The organism is Pseudomonas sp. Y39-6, from assembly GCF_023651955.1.
Classification (GTDB): domain Bacteria; phylum Pseudomonadota; class Gammaproteobacteria; order Pseudomonadales; family Pseudomonadaceae; genus Aquipseudomonas; species Aquipseudomonas veronii.
This window is the reverse complement of the sequence record NZ_CP069594.1, coordinates 4,692,027-4,712,248: the sequence shown is the minus strand read 5'-3', so window position 1 is coordinate 4,712,248 and position 20,222 is coordinate 4,692,027. Positions and strand designations below refer to the sequence as shown.

The following is a 20,222-nucleotide window of genomic DNA, read 5'->3' as shown; positions in this document are numbered from 1 at the left end:
GCCGGAAACTCAACCGGCGACTTTGAACACGCTGTGCGGCGCAGCGCTGGCAACGGGGCGATCGTGTACCAGCGGCAGCACTTCCTGACCGATGCGCAGGGCTTCTTCCAGATGAGGGTTGCTCGCCAGGATGAATGTCGAGAAGCCGGCATCGCGGTATTCGGCCAGACGCTCGGCAACGTTTTGGTGGCTACCGACCAGACCGATGGTAGGGCCTGGTTTGGCCTTGCCAAAACCGGCCCAGAGGTTTGGGCCGATGATCAGGTCGTCGAAGCGCTGGGAGTTCTGGTGGTAGGCGGTCTGGCGCGCCGCGCCGATGGAATCCGAACCGCTGGCGAAGTTTTTGATGAAGGCGCTGGTCTTGGCATCGATCAGTTCATATTGGCGACGCAGTTCGCTCCAGGCCGCTTCCTCGGTTTCCCGGGCGAGCACGTCAATGCGGATGCCGAAGCGTATTTCCCGGCCTTGTTTATCGGCCAGCTCGCGGACCCGCTCAATGTGCGGCTTGAGCTTATCGACGGGTTCGGCCCAGTTCAGGTAAACATCGGCATGGCGTGCGGCGACGTCCAGGGCCGGATCGGAAAAACCGGAGAAATAAACGCTCGGCTTGCGCTCCTGAGTCAGGCCACGGGGCAGCGCGCCGTTTTCCAGTTGGTAGATTTCGCCGTTGTAGGAGAAGGTTTCGTTTTCCCAGAGCCCCTTGATGATGTCGAGGAATTCTCCCGTGCGCTTGTAGCGCAGGTCATGTTCAAGGAAGTCGCCGTTGGCGCGCTGGGCAGCGGGGTTGCCGCCGGTGATGATATTCCAGTCCAGACGACCACGGCTGAGGTTTTGCAGGATCGCTGCCTGTTGGGCAACGTAGGCGGGAAGGGTCCAAGTGGCCTGGAAAGCGACCAGAAACTTGATCCGTCGCGTCTCGCGAGCCAGCGCTGCGGCGGCGATCCACGGCTCGGGTCCAGTGGGCAACAGGGCGCCTTCGAAACCGGCAATTTCCGCCGCCTTGGCCACCTGGGCGATATAGTCGATATAGGTGAAACCGTCAGGTTCGCCATTGGGCAAACGGCCAGGGGCGATATTGCCGGGGCGGTATTGGGCGCTGCCACGGTTGTTCTTGTCGGAGGCCAGTTGCGGGCCGTCACTGCCAAGCGGCAAGCGCCAGAAGAATTCGGTACTCATGAGTCACTCCCAAGGTCGAAAAAAAAGAAAATCGGTACAACAAAAGACAGGTGCAACGCGTGTGCCAAGCCGTTGACTGCTCTGCAGTGCCCGGTTTTGCTGAGCCGGAGTGAGAAGGGGGTGGGCATGGGGGAGTTGACTGCTGATCTTGCAGCAGTTGATCAGCAGGGCTGCTGGTCGTTCAGCAAGGTGGTGGCGGGAACGCGGTTCATGCGTTGAAAATAACCGCAATGTTAAAAAATAAATAAGCAAAAACAATAGGTTGAGATTATTTTAAGTGACTGGCACAGGAACTGCTGAGTAGTTAGCAGTTTCCTCGGCCAATCTTCCGTTACGGGTGAGGCGAGGTGCGTCGTGTTTAATCCTCCATCTACAGAGACTCTTCCCATGACCCAGCAACTCAATCCTCAACAGTCTGCCTATGTCGAACAGGCCAAGCGTGATTTCGCCAAAGCTTACCGGGTACTCAAGGACAGTCGCACACTGACCGCCACCAATACGTACCAGTCCTACCTGCGGGTTCCGGACAGCGATTTGGTGGTGGCCTTGCACGCGCCCAGCCCTTGGGCGGATGACGAAGAAATTCGCGCGATAGTCGCTGACTATTCGGGCCACCTGTACCTGGATGAAAGCCTCGAAGGTTCCGGCCTGCTTAGCGGCAGCAAGGCGGGCGGTAACGGCAAGCGCTACGCGGCGGTGTTCGCCAAACGCCCGGAAGTGAACGTCGTCACGCACGTCCATTCGCCCTACCTGGGCGGCTGGGCCAGCGCTCACCGGACCCTGCCTCTGCGCTACGCGGCTTCGCAGCGCGTGACACTGGCCCGGGAATTACCGATCTACATCGACCGCCGTCAGGAGGAAGCGGACTTTATCGTTGAAAAGATCGAGGAAAATCCGCATACCCCGGCCATTCTCGAAGCCAATGGCGGTTCGACGTTCTGGGGTGTGGGGATCATTCAGGTTGCCAAACTGATCCTGCTGATCGAGGAGGGCGCCTACTTCCAGGGCCTGGCCGAATCTCTCGGTGGCTCCAAAGAGTTCGGGCCTGGGGTGCTGGAGCAGCAATGGAAAATGACCGGGCTTTGGGCTCAGGGTCAGAAACTGCTGAGCAGTGTGGCCTGACCGTCGACTGTTTTTGCCGTTGAGGACTGCCTGTGTGACCCAAGCGTCACACAGGATTTTCATAAAACGAGTGGCATCCCTTCACCGGCTTGCCGGATCAAAGGCCGTCAATGGTGGCCCCTGACCAGCGGCAGCACTTCCTCACCGACGCGGTAGGCTTCTTCCAGGTGCGGGGTACTGGCCAGGATAAATGCGTCGGCACCCAGCTGGACGAGTTGGTCCAGGCGTTCAGCGACCTGTTGATAGCTGCCGACAATCCCGTTTGCCTGACCCCCGCGCAGCAGGTTGAAGCCGGACCAGATATTGGGTTCGATGATCAGGTCGCGATAGCTGGAGATGTTGCCTGGTTGCCCCAATTGCTGGCGGCTGACGCCGACCGAGTCGCCCGCCTGGCCTTGCCTGAGGCGTGCCACTTCGTGTGGATCGAGCCGTTCAAAGCCCTTGCGCACCTCGGCCCAGGCTTCTTCCTCGGTCGGTCGGGCGATGATATCGACCCGCACCGCGCATTTGATCTTGCGACCCAGCGTCTGTGTACGTTGTTTGACGCGATCGAATTTCTCCTTGAGTTGGGCGAATGGCTCCAGCCATGACAAATAGTAATCGGCATGCTGTGACGCCGAAGCCAGGGCTGCATCGGAGGAACCGGAAAAATAGATCTCTGGAAAGCTCTCGTGGTTCAAGGGTTCTGCCAGCCCGGCATCACTGACCTGATAGAACTTGCCTTGGTAGTTGAAAGGTCCGCCTTGCCATACGCCGCGCAGCACATCGAGGAACTCCTGGGTGCGCTGGTAACGATCATCATGGGCTACCGAATCGCCCCACCATAGTTGCGCCGGGCCACCGCCTCCAGTGATGATATTGAACAGCGCTCGGCCGCCGGTTGCGCGCTGTAGGCTTGCGGTCATGCGCGCAGCGGTCACCGGGTTGAGAAAGCCCGGCTGGAACGCGATCATGAAGCGAAAGGTGCGCGTTTCCCGGGCCAGGAACGAGGAGACTGCCCAAGGTTCGTCGGTCATTGGGAATGAAGGAATCAGGCCACCCTGGAACCCGGAGATCTCCGCGGCGCGGGCAATTTCAGCCAGATAGTCGATGTAGCTGTAGTGGTCGTCGCGGGTGCTCAGGCCCTTGCTGCGGGGCTGGCCGTTGCCGAAGAACCAGTCGCCTCGAAAGGGCTCCCGGTTGCGGTGGCTGCTGGGTTCGCCGTGGGTTGGCAGGCGCCAGTAAAAGTCAATCGCCATGGTTGATACTCTTTAATTAATAGGGCAGCTTTAATCAATAGGGCCGCTGATCGGGTGGGGTCAGTTGGCGAAGTGGGTATTTGCGATTGCGACAGGGACACCGCGCAACAGCGGCAGCAAGTTTTCACCGATTCGATAGGCTTCTTCCAGATGCGGTCCGGCGCTGAACAGGAAGGTATCGATGCCCGCCTCTCGGTACGCTTGCACCTGTTGGGCGACCTGCTGATAACTGCCGACCAGTGACGTTTGCGCAGGTGACGGCACGCTGCCCAGGCGTTGCTGTTGTTCGACCAGTCGCTGGGCATCGAACTGCGCTTCTTCCGCGCTTTCCCGGGCCAGCAGGGTAATCGGCAAGCCGAAGGTCACCACGCGTTCTTGAGCATTGGCGAGCCGGCCGAGTTGTTCGATCAATGAGTGGAGTTGGTCGATTGGCGCTGGTTCGAAGATGTGCACGTCAGCCTGACGCGCCGACAACTGCAAGGCTTCAGGGCTGTTGCCAGACAAGTAGATACGCGGCACCGGCTGAGCGCTCAATGGGCCTTCGAAGCCACCATCGAGCACCTCGAAGAAACGGCCTTTAAAACTGAACGGGTTCTGTTCAATAACACCCCTGGCCACGCTGAGAAATTCATCGATACGCGGTAGCTGGTCCGCCTGGGCAACGGTGTCGCCCTGTTGCCGGCGCCGCAGTGGATCGTTCACGCTGCTGATCTGCCAAGCGAACCGACCCTCACTGAAGCGCTGATAACTCACCGCGTTTTTCGCGGCGTAGACTGCCGAGCCTCTATCGGCGGTGAACTCGGTCAGCAAGCGCAGGCGGCGGGTACTGCGGGCCAGGTAGCCAGCAATGATCCAGGGTTCATCGCCGTCCAGATCGTTGCTGATCCTGATGCCGTCGAAGCCGGTTAGCTCTGCTGCCCTGGCGATTTGATGCAGGTAATCGAGGTAGTTGAACGCGTTGCCACGCGGGTCGCTGACGCCCGGGCGAAAAGGCGCAGAATCGCCGTCCAGGCGTTCTCCCCTTTTGCGCGATGTGGCGTCGCCATAGCGTGTGTCGCGGTTGTTTGGCAATTGCCAGATGAACTCGGCCATTACAGGCTCCCTATAGGTTTACAACAGTTTGAAATCGACTCGCGTTGGTCAGCCCTGATAACGAAGGGCTTGCTCCAGCAGCCCGGTGCGTTTCCACTGCAACTCCAGTGCGCCGGGGGTGTAGGCTTGAGCGCCGCCAATCTGCTCGGCGATGGCCTGGAAGCGTGCGGCTTCCTCGACGAACAGAATGGTTTCCGCGGTCTTGATGATCCCCTGGCCCCAGAAGTTGGCGCCCCCGTTGGACTCAAGCAACGCCGGAGGCGGCGCCAGTTCCGGGTGCTCATCGAGCCGTTGGCCGATGACCTCCCGGGCGCTGCGGGTACGCTCCAGATGGTTGGGGATCACCCGGGCCAGAAGATGACGCGCGGCTGCGACATACAAGATCGGAAAGTCCCGGTGCGCCAACGACCAAGCCGATAACCAGGAGGTATGGACATGGATCAGGGTGTCAGCTTGCAGACGCGCTTCTTGCAGCAGCGAGTCGGGAGTTTGCGCGAAGGAGGTCAGGCTTAGTTTCGGTGTCTGATCGCGTGCCAGCCCACCCGGAAAGCGCAACCCGAGCAAATGGTCTGTACCGGGGATTCGATGGCTGATATGGAAGGTCAGGCTGGCCGACAACGTACCGTTTTCGCGCAGCGTCTGGAACGCATGGACGGCATCGGCCCGCGCGTGTTCTATGATCGCCGTCAGGCTGGCGGCATCAAGAAGTTGGCTCATGAATAATCTCCGTTTGGCTCTGGGCGCCGGTGCGCCCTGTCAGGGGTTGGTGGAGGAATGGGCCTTCCATTCATCGCTCAGGTTGAGATCCTTGAGCCCTTGTTCGACAAACCGTGCATCGAGCAGGTCATCGACTTTGATGTCGTTGCGAATCAGCTTGGCCTTGAGGCTGTAGGCGATCCCGTCCTGATAATGCTGGCGCAGATTCCCGTCGATCAACGGGCTGAAATGATCCTTCCAGGACTCGCCTGCGACCTCGCGCAGCAAAACACTTTCCGGCTGGCCCGATTGCGCTTGCAGCTTGATGTACTCGGCCTTGTTCTGTTCTTCGCTGGCCCACTTCAGTGCCTTCAAGTAAGCGGTGACGATCAGTTGGGTGACTTGCGGCTGCTGGGCAACGAAGTCACTGGCTCCGAACAGTTCGGCGCGCATTCTCCAGTCGGCGGGTGCCTGTTTACTGGACCAGATGATCTTGCCGACCTTTTTGTCCTCCAGCAGGAAGGCGTCGCTCAAGGTAAAGAAACCATCCACCCGTCCGGCGCTCAGCGCAGCAGCACCGGCTTGCGGGTTGAGATTGAAAATGCGGAAGTCGTCGAAACCCAGATGCCTTGAGTCCAGCAGCTTGGCGAACGACAATTCCCAGGGGCGACCACGATGCAGGGCGATGCGTTTACCCTTGAGGTCGTCGATGGACTTGGCGGTAGAATCGGGCGGCACCACCAGATAAACATTGTTGCCAATGCCCCCGGCGGCGAGCAGTTTGGTCGACACCCCGGAAGAATTGAGAATGATAGTGGGCAGGTCGCCATAGAACGCGAAGTCGATGCGCTTGTTGGCGAACTCTTCGTTGATGAACGTGCCCACCGAGGCCGTGGCGGCGGGAACCCACTCAAGCTCCACGCCACGCTTGGCCAATTCCTGTTTAAGCCAGGGGTCTTTGTCCATCAGATAGGTCGGGCCATTGAAGGTCACCTTTCCGGCATTGGAGAAAACCACGGTGGCAATTCGCACAGTCTTGAGCTTGAGCGGCTCTGCTGCGAAGCTGCTCAGGCTCGCGAACAAGGCCAGCAGCAGCGAGACAGATGCAAACAATCGCGGTGAAAAGAGGCGGAGGGAAATCATGGTTATTGGCCCTGTCGGGCCATGGCCAGCCATTGGTGGCCATGGCTGGATTGATCAGAATTTGGTGGTCACCGATACACCAAAGGTCAGTGGGTCACCGTACATCACCCCGGCACTCTGGAAGCCGCCCGGTAACGTATGAGCGCGATACTCCTTGTTGGTGAGGTTGTGCACATAGGTAGTGACTTCGGTCTTGTTGCCTTGCAGCTCGTAGGTGACTCGCGCGTTGCCAAGGGTGTAGCCGCCGCTGCGCATGTTTTGCGTCTGGTCATTGGTGAAAAAGTATTGGCGGCTGCGCGTGTCCCAATCGGTACCCAGCACCACGGCTCCGCCGATGTTAAGCGGGATACGGTAATCGGCACCCAGCACCGCCGAGACGTTCGGCGCACGAACGAAGTTGTTTCCCGAGTAATCGTTGCTGCCGGAGGTGTAGTCAGTGAACTCGGTGTGCAGCAGCCCGAGGCCAAAATTGACGTGTAAGTTTTCCAGGGGGATGGCTTCGAGTTCGAACTCGCCGCCGTAGGCTTCACCTTGAGCACCGTTGGCCAGCCGCGAAACGGTCTGGTTATTGACGGCACTCACGATGTTCAGCTGGATGTCCTTGTAGTCGTAATAGAACACGCTGGCGTTGGCATTCAGGCGGCCATCGAACCACTCGGACTTGAACCCCAGTTCATAAGCTGTAAGAAATTCCGGGTCGACCGTGGCCACGGTGCTCTGGGTGGTGACTCCTGTGTTGTAACCCCCGGAGCGAAAGCCCTTGGAGTAGCGGAAGTACACCCGTGCATGGTCTGACAGCTTGTACTCGGGGGTCACGTCATAGGTCCAGTCGCTCCAGGTGTTGCTCTCGTCCTGGGCCGCAGTGGTTGCCAGTCGCGAAGTCACGTCGCTAGGCCTCCACCAGTCACCATTACCAAAAGTGGCCGCACCGACGCTGGCGATCCGGGAGAGATCAATCGACTTGTGTTCCCGGGTCCAGCGCAGCCCGCCCGTGAGGCTGAAGGCGTCGGTGAAGTTGTAGGTCAGGCTGCCAAATAGCGCATAGCTTTCGGTTTTCTGATTGTAGGCGATCAGGTTGTAACTGCGGTTGACGTAAGTATTGTCCAGGGTTCCGTTGGCGCCTTTGGCGTCCAGGTCTTCGTTGAAATAGTGAAACCCGGCTACCCAGTTCAGGCGGTCAGTACGCGGCGAGGCTAGGCGAAACTCTTGGGAGAACTGCTTGCTGTCGGCATAGGCATAGCTGCGTTGCAGTTCCAGGGGCGTATTGTCGCTGTCACTGAGCGCATCGCGCTTGAAGGATTCGACCGCCGTGATGGAGGTCAGCTCCAGGCCGCCCAATTGCCAAATCAGGTTCAGGTTGGCGCCGTTCTGTTCGATACTGGCGGTGTTCTTGGCGTTGTAGTAGACATCCCCTTGTTTGGGATCTACGTGATAGCCGAACTGGTTGTTGCCGTTGGCGCCCAGGCCGTAGTTGACGCTGGCGGTACTGCCGGTGTCGTGGTAGCGACGGCTGTGGAAATTCAGATTGGCTTCCAGATTGTCCGATAGCTCCGCTAGAAATTGCAGGCGAACAGCATCGTCTTCCAGTGCGCCCCGGTCGTTGCCGTTGGCCTTATTCTCGTTATAACCCTCATTGCCCTGATGGCGGACCGAAACCCGGGCTGCGAGCTTGTCGTCGATCAACGAGCCACCCTCGGCGCCCTCGACGGTACGACTGGCGTAATTGCCCATGTCGACCTTGAAGTAACCGTCCTGATTGAACGATGGCTTCTTGGAGATAAAGTTGATCGCGCCGCCTGTGGTGTTCTTGCCCCATAGCGTGCCCTGCGGCCCACGCAAGACCTCTACCCGGTCCAGGTCAAACAGCGGGAAACCCGTGGCGCTGATGTTGGAGATGTACACATCGTCCATATAGATGCCAACCGGGCTGACGGTATTGGCGCCTTGATCGCCTGTGCCCAGCCCGCGTATCCACCAGCGCGGCCGGCCGTGCCCATCGACGGTACCCGCCGAAGCGTTCGGGACATAGCGGGTGATTTCATTGGCTGAGTTCAGCGATGCCTGGCGAATTTTATCGCCACTGAGCACGGAGATCGGTGCGGCCACTTCCTGCACGGTTTCTTCGCGCTTCTGGGCGGTCACCGTGACTTTTTCAAGTGTTGTCGACGAACTGGTCTGTGCATCCTGGTCGACAGCGTCGGCGGCGAAGCTGCTTGCCATATAGGCAGTGCCGAGGCTGACGGCGATTGCGATGGGTAGTTTGCTGCGGATAAACATAGTGCTCCCCGTTACTGCTTAAACGAGAGGTTTGAATGCTCTCGATGCTGTCAGTTGGCTGAATGCAGGTCGATATAAGTGCCTGCTGCAAGGGGCTATCGCAACAACCGTACCGGAAAGTGGTGCGCTGCGAATAAAATATATCTAATTGAAAATAAAGGATATTTTTAGCAAGTTAGAGCAATTCTGAAAGGCGGGTCGTTATTGGGGTGCTGATACAGAAGCAGGTGCTGGGAGGGTGCTGCTACAGCAGCAGCTCTTTTATCGCTCAAGGATTTCGCCGAACAGCACTCGGTGCTCAGGCGCCGCTGGCTTTGAAGGCGATCAAGTCAGTGCAATAGCCGATTGCACCCGGCAGGTTGCTATCGATTAGCTGACGAAGTTAAAGCTTAATTTGAGTTCGTGTCGGGTACACAAAGTACTGTGGCGTGAGGCAGGAGGGGAAACGAGACATTCAGCTTATGCTTTGCAGGCAGGACGGGCGATGGGATCGCCCGGCACCCTTTTGTCGATCCAGAGAGAGGCAGCTTGTCTTTACTAATCGTTTAGTCGTTGAGTCGTAATCACTTGGCAGTAATCACCGACAGCTTGGTAATCCCCGCGCGCTCGATGGACGCCATGGCGCGGGCGACTTCGCCGTAATTGACACCGTCGTCGGCCTGCAATTGCACGCGCACGTCCGGGTTCTTGGCTTTGGCGCCTGCCAGGTTGATCTCCAGCAAGTTCGGCTGAATCTCGTCCTTGTTGATGAACACCTTGCCTTGGCCATCGATACTCACCACCAACGGGTCTTTCTGCTCCACCGGGGCGACCGACTCGGTCTTGGGCAAGCTGATCGGGATGGCATTGGTCAGCAGCGGCGCGGTGACGATGAACACCACCAGCAGCACCAGCATCACGTCGACCAGCGGTGTGACGTTGATCTCGCTGAGTACTTCATCGCTGTCTTGGGTCGAAAAAGCCATATCAGGATGCCTCCTTCACTTTCTGCGCGGCGGTGTTGGCCGAGGCCTTGTTCGCGGCCGGATGGATCAGTACCCGAAATGAACTCTTCTGCGCCAGGCTGTAGAAGTCATGGGCGAAATCGTCCAGGTCGGCGGCAGTCAGTTTCAAACGCCGTAAAAAGTAGTTGTAGACCAGCACCGCCGGGACCGCGACCGCAATCCCCACACCGGTGGCAACCAAGGCTGCACCAATCGGACCGGCCACGGTTTCCAGGCTCGCGGAACCCGCTGCACTGATCCCTTTCAAGGCCGACATAATCCCCCAGACCGTACCGAACAGGCCGATAAAGGGCGAGGTGCTGCCAATACTGGCAAGGATCGCCAAGCCGGTTTCCAGCGAACGACGCTCACGCACGATCTGCTGACGCAAGGCGCGTTCGAGGCGATCCTGATGGTTGATCGCCTGACTCAGGTCGGCGGCATGAGGGGCATCGCCAACCTGGATTGCGGCATAACCGGCCTGAGCAACACGCGCCGCCGCGCCAGGTTGGCGAGTGGCCAGCTCCGCAGCGGATTCGAGGCTCGAAGTGGCCCAGAACTGCTTGTGGAACTTGCGGTCCTGCGCCTTGAGGCGGGTGAACTGCACCCCTTTGAGCAAGGCCAACCCCCAGGTGGCGACGGAAAAAATGACCAACAGCCAGATGACCGCATGTTCAATGGATTCGAAGGGCGAAGAGAGTAAGTTCATGGCGTGTGTACTCTTGCTAGTGTGTTGAGGTCTGCTGTGGCGATGCTCCTTTTGTCAGGTGGCCCGCGGCTGGAATGCACTGCTGTGATGACGGTTTGATCTGGGTTAAACGGTTACTTGATCTTGAAATCGATGGGGACGCTGACCCAGCCGTCCTGGGCGACATCGCCTTGCTTGGCCGGAACAAAACTCCAGCGCTTGACGGCAGCGAGTGCGGCATCGTCGAGTTGCTCACGCCCGCTGGTTTTCTGAATCTGGATTTCACCCGGTTTACCGCTGGCCAGTACATGCACCCGCAACAACACGGTGCCTTCCCAGCCACGGCGCATGGCCAATGACGGGTATTCCGGTGCAGGGTTATGCAGGTAGCCGGCGTTGGCCGAAGCAGGGGTTACCGGCTTGGGCGCAGGAGGGGCTGGAGGGGCCGGGGCTGCGACCGGTTGTGCCGGTGCAGGTGCAGGTGCTGGTGGTGCAGGCGGTTGCGCGACTGGCTTAGCCACGAGTTTGGGTACTGGTTTGACCACGGGCTTTGGCTTGGGGACCGGTTTAGGCGGCGGCGGTTTTACAGCCAATTCATCTTCGACCGGCGGCGGTAGCTCGACCACAGGCTGCGGGATTGGCTCCGGCGGCGTAGCCACTACAGGCGGCGCAGGCTGGGAAAACTCGATGGTCATCGGCGGGATTTCCGGTGGCACGATCGGCAGCGCTGGCGGTGGATTCTGGTTGACCCAATAGATCACCGCGCCGTGCAATACCAGCGCGAGTACGCCCAGCAAAATCCCTTCACGACGGCTTAGGACGCCCTTGGGCGTGGTGTGCAGACGCGAAAGCGCCAACGGTCCGCGAAACGTCCGGCCCAGATCGACCAACTCGCCGATGGGTGCCTGGCGCCACAGCGCTTCAGGTGCGTCGGCTGCGGTCTGGACATTGGCCATTGATTAACTCCTGCGAACTTCGCATTTCATGCAATTGGATTTAAACGATCAAAACAACAGCAGCCCGGCGTAAGAATTAGAAAAACAACACCACTGACCTGCGAATCAATAGGCAATCAATTTCTGCGGTTGAATCTTCCCGGCATGACTTTGTTAATGAACTTTAAAAAGCTTCGTTGGCACTACAGCAATAACTGTGCCTTCACTGTTGGCCGATGATAAGTGCCTGTTTTCAGGGCTGGGGACTGCTTTAATCTGCGCTGAAAAATCAGGGCTGCTATTGAGGCAGCACTGATTGCTGCTTCGTTGCTGCTGTAGCAGCATCACGCATCAACCAGCAGGTTGTATTGTTTCATCCACGATATCTATCTATCCGGATGGTGCCCAATACTCTTGCTGTTTGATAGGTGTGGCAAAAGCGCAGATTTGCGGCGCTCTTCACCCAGCGCCAGCGCGGCTTGTAGAGGGCGCGGGTCAACCCAGTCGTGCAAGTCGAAGTCGTGTTCCAGGAAACCGTGCAACCACAGCGACTTCTTCTGCGATTGCAGTAAATGCAGGCGCTCGGCCGATAGGTCTGGATGCAGCGAGCGATGGAAGTCGTTGCGATAGGCTGCGGCGACGCCATCGAGGCTGCCAAGGGTTTCGCTTTTCAGGATGTCATGCACGCCGCTGAGGTTTTGCGCTGCCCAATCCGCCGCGCGCAGAGTTTGGTCCAGGAAGCGCACCAGCACATCGAAGTGGTTGTCGATGAAGTCCTGGTGAACGGTAATCGGCCTCGGGGTTCCGTTGTTGACTCGCCACTTGCGGTCTGGCATGGCATCCAGGTCGATGCCGACGACCGCACCCACGGCGCGTGCGGCATCGACCGCCGAAGCGCCCTTGACGTACACCGCATCGACCCGACCATTGGCCAGATAATCCAGACCTGACCAGAGGTTTCCCAGGCCCTGCCGGACAGTGCCGCGCTCGTCCCGGTTGGCGGGCACTTCAACCAGCTCGACATCGTCAAAGCCCAGCCCTGCATAGGCCAGCGCGCCCCGGTAACCCTGCAAGGACATGCCTCGAGCGATGCTGCTGCCCCGGGCATGGCTGGGGATTTCATGTTCGATCCAGTCGGGCAGTGCCAGGCGCTTGCCCTTGAGATCGGCTGGCTGACTGATACCGGAGTCGGGGCGAACCAGAATGGTTTGCCATTCATCGATCCAGGTCAAACCGAGCAGACGGGTCTGTGCGCCTTGGGCGCGAGCAGCCAGAGCAAGGATATTTCCGCCCTCGCGAATCAGTGACGGCAATTGATGATCGTAGTGATGGCGGCCAAGCTCCCGATTGTCCTGCAAGGTGTCGACGCTGATGCCATCGGCGGCGAACTCTTCGGTTAGCCACCCCAACTGATAGGCAACGCCAGTGGCGGTCGGCACCGGGCAACGGGTGAACCACAGCTGATTGAACGTCGGCGGTGTGGCAGGTGTATTGAACGGCATGTTGAGGCTCCTTGGATGATGGCACGTGGACGCAATCGGCTGCATGTGTTCAAGTCGCTGATGACTCAAGCCAGTTGGCCGACCCTGGCCGAACTGGACAGCATCAAGGTTCCAGTCTGCGTCATGGCTGGCGACAGCGATGGACTGACGCCCGCCAGTGGCGGTCAGGCATTGGCCGAGTATCTTGCGAACGCCAGCTTCGAACTATTGAGTCAGTGCGGTCATCAATTGATGCTGGAAAAGCCGGAGCAAGTGCTTCGGGCACTTGCGCAATTGTTGGACACGCCTGTTTGAGCGGTTTGGCAGTGTTCTAACTCTTCGTGTCCAGGCCAGTCTCTAGTCCAGTTCCTTCCAGACGGCGTCCTTAACCTCCACCCGCTTGGGTAATAATTTATTTTCATAAAATAGGTCTGCCGTCATCTGTTGCGCCTCAATAATTTTTTCATTGATTGGCAACACCGGTGAAGGTGGCCGATTGTCGACATAGCGGGTGACTACCGCTGTCGGCAATCCCATAGATTTCGCCAGCACCTGCACGCTCTCTTCCCGCTGGCTACGCGTCAACGCTTCGGCCGTAGTGAGTTCATTGAGCAGTGAGTGGAGGAAGGGCCCATTTCTTTCGGCATAATCACGCCTGGCCGTGTAGAAAGGCCCAGATAGACCAAGCCCTTCACCGCTGGCGAGTAAACGGCTATGGCCTTCGCTCAGTGCCAGCGAAGAGTAAGGGTCCCAAATTGCCCAGGCGTCGACGCTGCCTTGCTCGAATGCGGCTCGGGCGTCGGCAGGCGTGAGGAAGATCGGCTTTATGTCCTTGTAGTTCAGGCCTGCCTTGTTCAGCGCGCGGAGGATCAAGTTGTGCGAACTGGAGCCTTTCTGAAAGGCGACTTTCTTGCCTTTCAATTCAGCGACATTATGTAGATCGCTGTCATCGCGCACCAGAATGGTTTCAGTTTCTGGCTTGGCCGGTTCGGCACCTATGTAGACCAGATCGGCACCGGCCGCTTGAGCGAACAACGGTGGAATGTCGCCGGTGGATCCGACGTCTAGCGCGCCAACGTTTAAAGCCTCAAGCATCTGTGGTCCGGCTGGAAACTCAATCCATTGCACCGCGGTCTGGGCAAAGCGTTTCTCCAGAAGGCCATGTTCCTTGGCCAGCACCAAGGCGATAGAACTTTTTTGGTAGCCGACCCTCAGGGTCGCTGGGTCTGCCGCTATGGCGCTATTCGCTTGCCCGACCAGGGCAAGGCCTACGCAAATAAGGGCTAAAGGTTTCATTGCTGTCTCGCTTTGCTAAGCCGGAGCGTGAATGCTCACCCCGGGTGAGGAAGGGCTTATTCGGCAGTCGACGGTTTTTCCCAAAGATTGATCCCGCCTTCAACAGCGAAACGGTCGATTTCGGCCAGTTCTTCGCTACTGAACGTCAGGTTTTTCAAAGCGCCAACGTTTTCGATGATTTGCTCCGGGTGACTGGCGCCGATCAGCGCCGAGGTCACGCGTGGATCACGCAGCGTCCAGGCCAGCGCCATTTGCGCCAGGCTCTGGCCACGACGCTGGGCGATTTCATTGAGGGCACGCACGTGTGCGATGTTGCTCTCGGACAGGTGTGACGCCTGCAATGACCCACCGCCCGGGCGATTGACCCGAGAATCCTTCGGCACGCCATTCAGGTATTTGTCGGTCAACAAACCTTGCGCCAGCGCCGTAAAGGCGATCACACCCGCGCCGAGTTCTTCGGTGGCGTCCAGCAGGTCCTTTTCGACCCAGCGGTTGAGCAAGTTGTAAGCCGGTTGATGAATCAACAGCGGCACTTTCCATTCTTTGAGCAACGCCGCCATCTCGCGGGTTTTCGCCCCGGAATAAGACGAGATGCCGATGTACAGAGCCTTGCCTTGCTGCACGGCGGTTGCCAGCGCGCTGGCGGTTTCTTCCAGCGGGGTCAGCGGGTCGAAACGGTGCGAATAAAAGATATCGACGTAATCGAGGCCCATGCGCTGCAAGCTCTGATCGAGGCTGGCCAGCACGTATTTCCGCGAGCCGCCGCCCTGACCATAAGGCCCCGGCCACATGTCCCAACCGGCTTTGCTGGAGATGATCAGCTCATCTCGGTAATGCTTGAAGTCCTCGCGCAGCAGACGACCGAAGTTGATTTCGGCGCTGCCATAGGGCGGGCCATAGTTGTTGGCCAGATCGAAGTGGTTGATGCCCAGATCGAACGCGGTGCGCAGCAGTGAACGCTGAGTGTCCATCGGCGTGCTGTCGCCGAAGTTGTGCCACAGCCCGAGGGACAAGGCCGGCAAAACTAGGCCGCTACGGCCGACGCGGCGGTACGGAATGGATTCATAGCGGTTTTCGGCAGCGATATAAGTCATCAATCCCTCTCGTGTTCAAAGAATGGGTTGGCTGGGCGTTTCAAACCCAGATTCTCACGCAGGGTTTTGCCCTCATACTCGGTGCGAAACAACCCACGCCGCTGTAATTCGGGCACCACGTGGTGAGCAAAGTCCACTAGGCCACCCGGCAGGTGCGGCACTAACACATTGAAACCGTCGGCAGCGCCCTGTTCGAACCAAATCTGCAGCTGGTCAGCAATTTGCGTAGCGGTTCCTATCAGGCTGTAGTGCCCACGGCCTCCAGCGATACGGCGACCGAGTTGCCCCAGTGTGAGGTTCTCTCTGTCAGCCAGTTCAGTCAGCAACTGCTGGCGACTCCGCTGGCCGCTGTCGGTCAGCGGCAACTTGGGCAATGGCTCATTCAACGGATAACCTGACAGGTCGAAGTTACCTAGCATGCGCCCCAACAGGGCAACGCCCACCTCAGGCTCGACCAGCGCCTGAAACGACTCGAATTTCTCCCGTGCCAACGCCTCGGTTTCGCCGACCACCACGAACACCCCCGGCATAATTTTTAGCGAATCTGCACTGCGTCCGAATTTGCCCAGTCGGCCTTTGAGGTCGGCATAGAACGCTTGGGCACTGGCCAGCGAGGGTTGTGCGGTGAACACCACTTCGGCCGTTTGCGCTGCCAGCTCGCGGCCCGCTTCGGAGGAACCCGCCTGGACAATCACCGGCCGCCCTTGCGGCGAGCGCGCCACATTCAGCGGTCCTTTGACCCTGAAGTGCTCGCCTTGATGATTGAGTACATGAAGCTTGGCCGGGTCATAGTATTCGCCGCTGGCCTTGTCGCGACTGAAAGCGTCATCCGCCCAGCTGTCCCACAAACCGGTCACGACCTCATAAAACTCCCGGGCACGGCTATAACGCTCGGCGTGACCAATATGTTCGTCCCGACCGAAGTTCTGCGCTTCGGCGGCGGCATCGGAAGTCACCAGATTCCAGCCAGCGCGGCCATAAGACAGATGATCGAGCGAAGCGAACTTGCGCGCCACATGGTAAGGCTCGTTGTAGCTGGTGGTGACTGTACTGATCAGGCCAATGCGCTCGGTCACTGCGCTCAGTGCCGAGAGCAGGGTCATGGGCTCGAAGTGATCGGAGCGGGCCATGCGGCTAGCAATGTCGCCGGTGGCCGCTGCCACGCTGTCGGCGATAAACAGGGTGTCGAATTTTGCTGCTTCGGCGACCTGGGCCAGGTGCTTGTAGTGGGAGAAGTCCAACCCGGCATTGGCGGGCACTTCAGGATGGCGCCAGGCTGCGACGTGGTGACCTGTCGCCATGAGAAACGCACCCAGTTTCAGTTGTCTTGGAGCATGGCTCATGCTTAGAAATCCTTGCGCAGTTGAATGCCGAAGTAACGCTCATCATCCCGTGGCACTGCCCGGTAGATATAACCGGCGCCGCTTGCCAGCAGCGGAGAATAGGACTTATCGGCGAGGTTCTTGCCCAGCAACGCAACACGCCATCCATTGGTGTAGTCGGCCAATGCCACGCTGGCGTTCCAGATGCCATAGGCGCCTTGTTTGGTTTCGGGGTTCTGACTGATGTCGTACTGCACTTCGCTTTGCCAGTTGTAGTCGGTGCCCAGTTCGACATCCAGTCCGTTATCCAGCGGGATGGTGTAGTCGGCGCGTACGTAACTTTTCCAGTCAGGACTGAAGGGCAGGGGTTTGCCATTCACATTGCATGACGCCGCAGCACCCGCTGGGCAGGAGAACTGGTCGATGCGTGCTCTGGTATAAGCCAGCGCCCCTGAGAGCTTCAGGTTCTGCGTTGCCTGCAATGCATAGTCAGCTTCGACGCCTTCGGTACTGACGCTGCCGGCGTTGATCAGCCGCGTCACGACCTGCCCGGCAACGGTGTCATAGAAGTTCGCCTGGTAGTTGTCGTAGTCGCTATGGAACACCGCCACGTTGGTGGTCAGGCGATTATTCCAACTGGTTGCCTTGACCCCCAGCTCCCACGTGTTGGAGGTCTCGGGCTTGAGTGCATCGGTGTCGCGCGGCTGCATGTTGAAGAATACGTTATAGGCCGGCCCCTTATAGCCACGGGAGTAGGTCAGGTAGGTCATGATGCTGTCGGTCAGGTCGTATTGCACGCCCAGCCGTCCCGACCAGCCGTCTTCATCCACCGAGCCGGTGCTGCTGGTGCTTGGCTGGATACCGCTGACGGTAGTGGCCGATGTGGATACCCGACGGTGATCGTATTCCAGTTCATCATGGGTCCAGCGCAGGCCAGCGATGCCGCGAAAGGTAGAGGTAAAGTTGAGTGTGGTCTCGCCAAATGCCGAATAGCTGTCACTGGTGGTGCTGTAGTCGGCTACGCCACGGTTGGTCGAGGCTGGTGTGATCAATGTGCGGCGATAAGTCTCTTGGTCCTTGCCGTGCATGTAGAACAGCCCGCCAACGTATTCCAGAAACTGCCCTTTTGGTGAGGCCAGACGCAGCTCTTGAGAGTATTGGTTGTAATTCAGGTCTCCTTTGTCCTCGGTGCCGGGGAAGGTCGCAGTGATCGTGCTCAAGCGGTCGCCGTCCTGCCACTGGGTATTGTCCCAGCCGCGCCAGGCGGTAATGGAGGTCAGTGTGTAATCGCCGAGGTTCCAGTCGAGCTGAGCGGACAAGCCTTTGTTGGTGTCGTCGACATGGCTGCGGTAGTCGCTTTCGATATTGCGGTTGTCGTTGTTTGCGTTTACCGGCGCCAGTGCGGCGGCGAAAGAAGGGGTAAGGGCCTTACTGATTACGCCATTAGGAGTGTCGTCATGGGACTGTATGTAGTCGGCGGCAACCGTCAGCTTGATATCGTCACTGGGGGTAAACTCCAGCTTTCCACGAACACCCTTGCGGTTGTAACCGTTAACCTCTTGACCGTTGGCCTTGTTATGCACATTGCCGTCATAGCTACCGAACAGGGTGGTCAGAGAGCCTTTGAGGGTCTCGGGGATCAGGCTCCCGCCGATACCGAAGCGGGTGCGGCTTTCGTTGCCGCTGAACCAAGACTGATCAATGTAACCATGGGTTTCGGCGGTTGGTGCTCTGGTGATGACGTTCAGCACGCCAGCAGACGCGTTCTTTCCGAATAGCGTGCCTTGCGGGCCGCGTAGTACCTCAATGCGGTCCAGGTCAAGCAGATCCAGAGTGGCCTGCCCCGGGCGGCCATAAACAACCCCGTCGATGACCGTAGCCACGGTGGGTTCGACACCGGGCGAAGTGGAGATAGTGCCAACCCCACGGATGAATAATGAAGTGTCCTTGTTCGAGGCACCCGTACGGAAGTTTAAAGACGGTACTTGCTGGACGATGCTGGCCACGCTGTTGCGGTTGTCACGCTCTAATTGCTCACCGTCGATTACCGATATCGCCACCGGTACCTTCTGCAGCGATTCCTCGCGGCGGGTGGCCGTGACAGTTACCGCTTGTAGGGTCGCGGTATCCGTCGCTTCATCTGCCGCGAATACCTGGATGGCGGGTAGCGTGCTCAATGCCAAAGTGGCGGCAATGGCTTGGGCCAGTCGCGAAGGTCTTACGGGTTCCCTAAAAGTGTGGTGCATATTGATATTCGCTCGATAAAAATGCTTTGGTCACCGTGGTTCTGCGGCCACTGCGCCTGATGATTTGAAACGGGGTGACTTGTAGGGGCATTCGCTCGAGCGAGTAGCAGACAAAGCACTTCGTTAGCGCTAACATCGCCAGTATCTTCAAGAGATATATAGATCGTCAAATACTGAAAAATTACTTTTATATTCTTTTTTGGTTGGATAAGGACGAACGCTTTGAGCGATCACAAAAATCCGCCGCGCAAACGCCGTGGCGCCGGGCGCATCACCCTCAGTACTGTGGCTGAACGGGCGGGCGTCTCATCAATGACGGTTTCGCGCTATTTCAACCAGCCGGAACAAGTATCCCTGGAGCACCGCGAGCGGATCGCTCTGGCCGTAAACGAATTAGGCTATGTGCCCAATCTGGTCGCCGGCGGGCTTGCCTCGGCGCGTGGGCGGATCATTGGCATGGTCATTCCGAATATCTCCGGGCCTATCTTCGCCAACACCATTCAAGGCTTCAGCGATACGCTCAGCCGTCATGGTTATCAGTTGCTGTTGGCCTCAAGTTATTTTTCTGCCGAGCAGGAAGAGAATGCGGTCCGGGCGTTCCTCGGTTGGTCGCCAGCAGCGTTGGTGGTGACCAGTCATTTCCACAGCCAGGCCACGGAAAAAATGCTCGCCGAAGCCGACATTCCGGTGGTTGAGACCTGGGATTATCAGCCCGAGCGTGGGCCTATCCAGATCGGCTTTTCGCACTATCAAGTTGGCGTCATGGCCGCTCGCTACCTTCACGGTAAAGGTTATCGGCGCATCGCTTTCGTGGAGAACAGTGCAGCTGGAGATCTCAGTGCCCTGGAGCGACGGGATGGCTATGCGACGACCATGTCTTCATTGGGGCTGGTCCCTATCGTGTTTGCTCCCAGCCCTGACTGCGCACCTTTTGAGGCAGGCAAGCAAGCGATGGAGGTGTTGATGGCGGCTCAAAATAGGCCCGATGCGCTTATATTCGCTAACGATAACATCGCGGCTGGAGGGCTGTTAGCGGGGCAGCGTGCCGGCTTGCGGATACCCGAGGACTGCGCGGTGTTGGGTTTTGGCGACTATCCATTTGCCGAGATGTTGTTGCCCAGTCTGAGCACGATCAAGCCGCCGGCACTGGAAATAGGTGTGCTAGCGGCGACACGGGTGTTGCAGAGCCTTGGGGTAGTGGGGCTAGAGGGAGAGTTGCAGCGTTTGAATCTCCTGGAGTGTCGATTGATCGAGCGCGAAAGTGCCTGAGTGCTTTGGCTGAATACACGCAGACGAAAAAATCTGCGTCAGGCATTTATTATTCGGCTTGGGCTAAGCTTTGGGCCGAAATCCGATCCTGACGATGGTCGGCTGAGTGTCGTACTACCCGGTCGTTCGAGCAGTGAGTTTTTAGGGGTGAGCCGTTCGTGCTT

The 20,222-nt window shown here is 58.3% G+C and carries 17 protein-coding genes; 3 read left to right on the top strand and 14 right to left on the bottom strand.

What is annotated here, in order from left to right:
* Positions 1-9: 9 nt before the first annotated feature.
* Positions 10-1,176, bottom strand: a complete 1,167-nt coding sequence (locus tag JN756_RS21290; protein ID WP_250690842.1) for an LLM class flavin-dependent oxidoreductase — start codon at positions 1,174-1,176, stop codon at positions 10-12.
* Between the two features lie 387 nt (positions 1,177-1,563).
* Between JN756_RS21290 and JN756_RS21285 the strand changes: the two genes are divergently transcribed.
* Positions 1,564-2,298, top strand: coding sequence for a class II aldolase/adducin family protein (locus tag JN756_RS21285; RefSeq protein WP_250690841.1), 735 nt, complete (start codon positions 1,564-1,566; stop codon positions 2,296-2,298).
* A gap of 107 nt (positions 2,299-2,405) precedes the next feature.
* On the opposite strand, the gene JN756_RS21280 is transcribed toward JN756_RS21285, so the two are convergent.
* The 9 genes from JN756_RS21280 to JN756_RS21240 all read right to left on the bottom strand — a co-directional run bounded on the left by JN756_RS21280 (position 2,406) and on the right by JN756_RS21240 (position 12,852).
* Entirely contained in the window at positions 2,406-3,536 is a 1,131-nt protein-coding gene (locus JN756_RS21280; RefSeq protein WP_250690840.1) for an LLM class flavin-dependent oxidoreductase, read from the bottom strand.
* 60 nt (positions 3,537-3,596) lie between these two features.
* Complete coding sequence (locus tag JN756_RS21275; RefSeq protein WP_250690839.1) at positions 3,597-4,628, bottom strand: LLM class flavin-dependent oxidoreductase; 1,032 nt, start codon at positions 4,626-4,628, stop codon at positions 3,597-3,599.
* Positions 4,629-4,676: 48 nt separating this feature from the next.
* Complete coding sequence (locus JN756_RS21270) at positions 4,677-5,345, bottom strand: class II aldolase/adducin family protein (protein WP_250690838.1); 669 nt, start codon at positions 5,343-5,345, stop codon at positions 4,677-4,679.
* A gap of 39 nt (positions 5,346-5,384) precedes the next feature.
* Entirely contained in the window at positions 5,385-6,467 is a 1,083-nt protein-coding gene (locus JN756_RS21265) for an ABC transporter substrate-binding protein (RefSeq protein WP_250690837.1), read from the bottom strand.
* Between the two features lie 54 nt (positions 6,468-6,521).
* Complete coding sequence (locus JN756_RS21260; protein WP_250690836.1) at positions 6,522-8,744, bottom strand: TonB-dependent receptor; 2,223 nt, start codon at positions 8,742-8,744, stop codon at positions 6,522-6,524.
* Positions 8,745-9,307: 563 nt separating this feature from the next.
* Positions 9,308-9,709: an ExbD/TolR family protein gene (locus JN756_RS21255; RefSeq protein WP_250690835.1), complete on the bottom strand. Its 402-nt coding sequence runs from the start codon at positions 9,707-9,709 to the stop codon at positions 9,308-9,310.
* A gap of 1 nt (position 9,710) precedes the next feature.
* Entirely contained in the window at positions 9,711-10,436 is a 726-nt protein-coding gene (locus JN756_RS21250; RefSeq protein ID WP_219061946.1) for a MotA/TolQ/ExbB proton channel family protein, read from the bottom strand.
* 113 nt (positions 10,437-10,549) lie between these two features.
* Positions 10,550-11,371, bottom strand: coding sequence for an energy transducer TonB (locus JN756_RS21245; protein WP_250690834.1), 822 nt, complete (start codon positions 11,369-11,371; stop codon positions 10,550-10,552).
* 365 nt (positions 11,372-11,736) lie between these two features.
* Positions 11,737-12,852 carry an ABC transporter substrate-binding protein gene (locus JN756_RS21240; RefSeq protein WP_250690833.1) on the bottom strand — a complete coding sequence of 372 codons (1,116 nt, stop codon included), beginning with the start codon at positions 12,850-12,852 and terminating at the stop codon, positions 11,737-11,739.
* A gap of 15 nt (positions 12,853-12,867) precedes the next feature.
* Between JN756_RS21240 and JN756_RS21235 the strand changes: the two genes are divergently transcribed.
* On the top strand, positions 12,868-13,146 hold the full coding sequence (locus JN756_RS21235; protein WP_250690832.1) for an alpha/beta fold hydrolase: 279 nt from the start codon (positions 12,868-12,870) through the stop codon (positions 13,144-13,146).
* 42 nt (positions 13,147-13,188) lie between these two features.
* On the opposite strand, the gene JN756_RS21230 is transcribed toward JN756_RS21235, so the two are convergent.
* Genes JN756_RS21230 through JN756_RS21215 form a run of 4 tightly spaced genes read right to left on the bottom strand, consistent with a single transcriptional unit; the run spans position 13,189 to position 18,789 of the window.
* Positions 13,189-14,127, bottom strand: coding sequence for a sulfonate ABC transporter substrate-binding protein (locus JN756_RS21230; RefSeq protein WP_250690831.1), 939 nt, complete (start codon positions 14,125-14,127; stop codon positions 13,189-13,191).
* Positions 14,128-14,183: 56 nt separating this feature from the next.
* On the bottom strand, positions 14,184-15,221 hold the full coding sequence (gene mgrA / locus JN756_RS21225) for an L-glyceraldehyde 3-phosphate reductase (protein ID WP_250690830.1): 1,038 nt from the start codon (positions 15,219-15,221) through the stop codon (positions 14,184-14,186).
* Positions 15,221-16,564, bottom strand: a complete 1,344-nt coding sequence (locus JN756_RS21220; protein ID WP_250690829.1) for an LLM class flavin-dependent oxidoreductase — start codon at positions 16,562-16,564, stop codon at positions 15,221-15,223. The genes mgrA and JN756_RS21220 overlap by 1 nt, the downstream gene beginning before the upstream one ends.
* Positions 16,565-16,566: 2 nt before the next feature.
* Complete coding sequence (locus JN756_RS21215; protein WP_250690828.1) at positions 16,567-18,789, bottom strand: TonB-dependent receptor; 2,223 nt, start codon at positions 18,787-18,789, stop codon at positions 16,567-16,569.
* A gap of 222 nt (positions 18,790-19,011) precedes the next feature.
* Here JN756_RS21215 and JN756_RS21210 point away from each other — a divergent pair, with 222 nt between their 5' ends.
* Positions 19,012-20,058: a LacI family DNA-binding transcriptional regulator gene (locus tag JN756_RS21210; protein ID WP_250690827.1), complete on the top strand. Its 1,047-nt coding sequence runs from the start codon at positions 19,012-19,014 to the stop codon at positions 20,056-20,058.
* Positions 20,059-20,222 lie beyond the last annotated feature (164 nt).

What these genes read in the sequence shown, in the direction of transcription:
- JN756_RS21290 (WP_250690842.1), bottom strand. Translation starts at nt 1,176, where the DNA reads ATGAGTACCGAATTCTTCTGGCGCTTGCCGCTTGGCAGTGACGGCCCG.
- JN756_RS21285 (WP_250690841.1), top strand. Translation starts at nt 1,564, where the DNA reads ATGACCCAGCAACTCAATCCTCAACAGTCTGCCTATGTCGAACAGGCC.
- JN756_RS21280 (WP_250690840.1), bottom strand. Translation starts at nt 3,536, where the DNA reads ATGGCGATTGACTTTTACTGGCGCCTGCCAACCCACGGCGAACCCAGC.
- JN756_RS21275 (WP_250690839.1), bottom strand. Translation starts at nt 4,628, where the DNA reads ATGGCCGAGTTCATCTGGCAATTGCCAAACAACCGCGACACACGCTAT.
- JN756_RS21270 (WP_250690838.1), bottom strand. Translation starts at nt 5,345, where the DNA reads ATGAGCCAACTTCTTGATGCCGCCAGCCTGACGGCGATCATAGAACAC.
- JN756_RS21265 (WP_250690837.1), bottom strand. Translation starts at nt 6,467, where the DNA reads ATGATTTCCCTCCGCCTCTTTTCACCGCGATTGTTTGCATCTGTCTCG.
- JN756_RS21260 (WP_250690836.1), bottom strand. Translation starts at nt 8,744, where the DNA reads ATGTTTATCCGCAGCAAACTACCCATCGCAATCGCCGTCAGCCTCGGC.
- JN756_RS21255 (WP_250690835.1), bottom strand. Translation starts at nt 9,709, where the DNA reads ATGGCTTTTTCGACCCAAGACAGCGATGAAGTACTCAGCGAGATCAAC.
- JN756_RS21250 (WP_219061946.1), bottom strand. Translation starts at nt 10,436, where the DNA reads ATGAACTTACTCTCTTCGCCCTTCGAATCCATTGAACATGCGGTCATC.
- JN756_RS21245 (WP_250690834.1), bottom strand. Translation starts at nt 11,371, where the DNA reads ATGGCCAATGTCCAGACCGCAGCCGACGCACCTGAAGCGCTGTGGCGC.
- JN756_RS21240 (WP_250690833.1), bottom strand. Translation starts at nt 12,852, where the DNA reads ATGCCGTTCAATACACCTGCCACACCGCCGACGTTCAATCAGCTGTGG.
- JN756_RS21235 (WP_250690832.1), top strand. Translation starts at nt 12,868, where the DNA reads ATGATGGCACGTGGACGCAATCGGCTGCATGTGTTCAAGTCGCTGATG.
- JN756_RS21230 (WP_250690831.1), bottom strand. Translation starts at nt 14,127, where the DNA reads ATGAAACCTTTAGCCCTTATTTGCGTAGGCCTTGCCCTGGTCGGGCAA.
- mgrA (WP_250690830.1), bottom strand. Translation starts at nt 15,221, where the DNA reads ATGACTTATATCGCTGCCGAAAACCGCTATGAATCCATTCCGTACCGC.
- JN756_RS21220 (WP_250690829.1), bottom strand. Translation starts at nt 16,564, where the DNA reads ATGAGCCATGCTCCAAGACAACTGAAACTGGGTGCGTTTCTCATGGCG.
- JN756_RS21215 (WP_250690828.1), bottom strand. Translation starts at nt 18,789, where the DNA reads ATGCACCACACTTTTAGGGAACCCGTAAGACCTTCGCGACTGGCCCAA.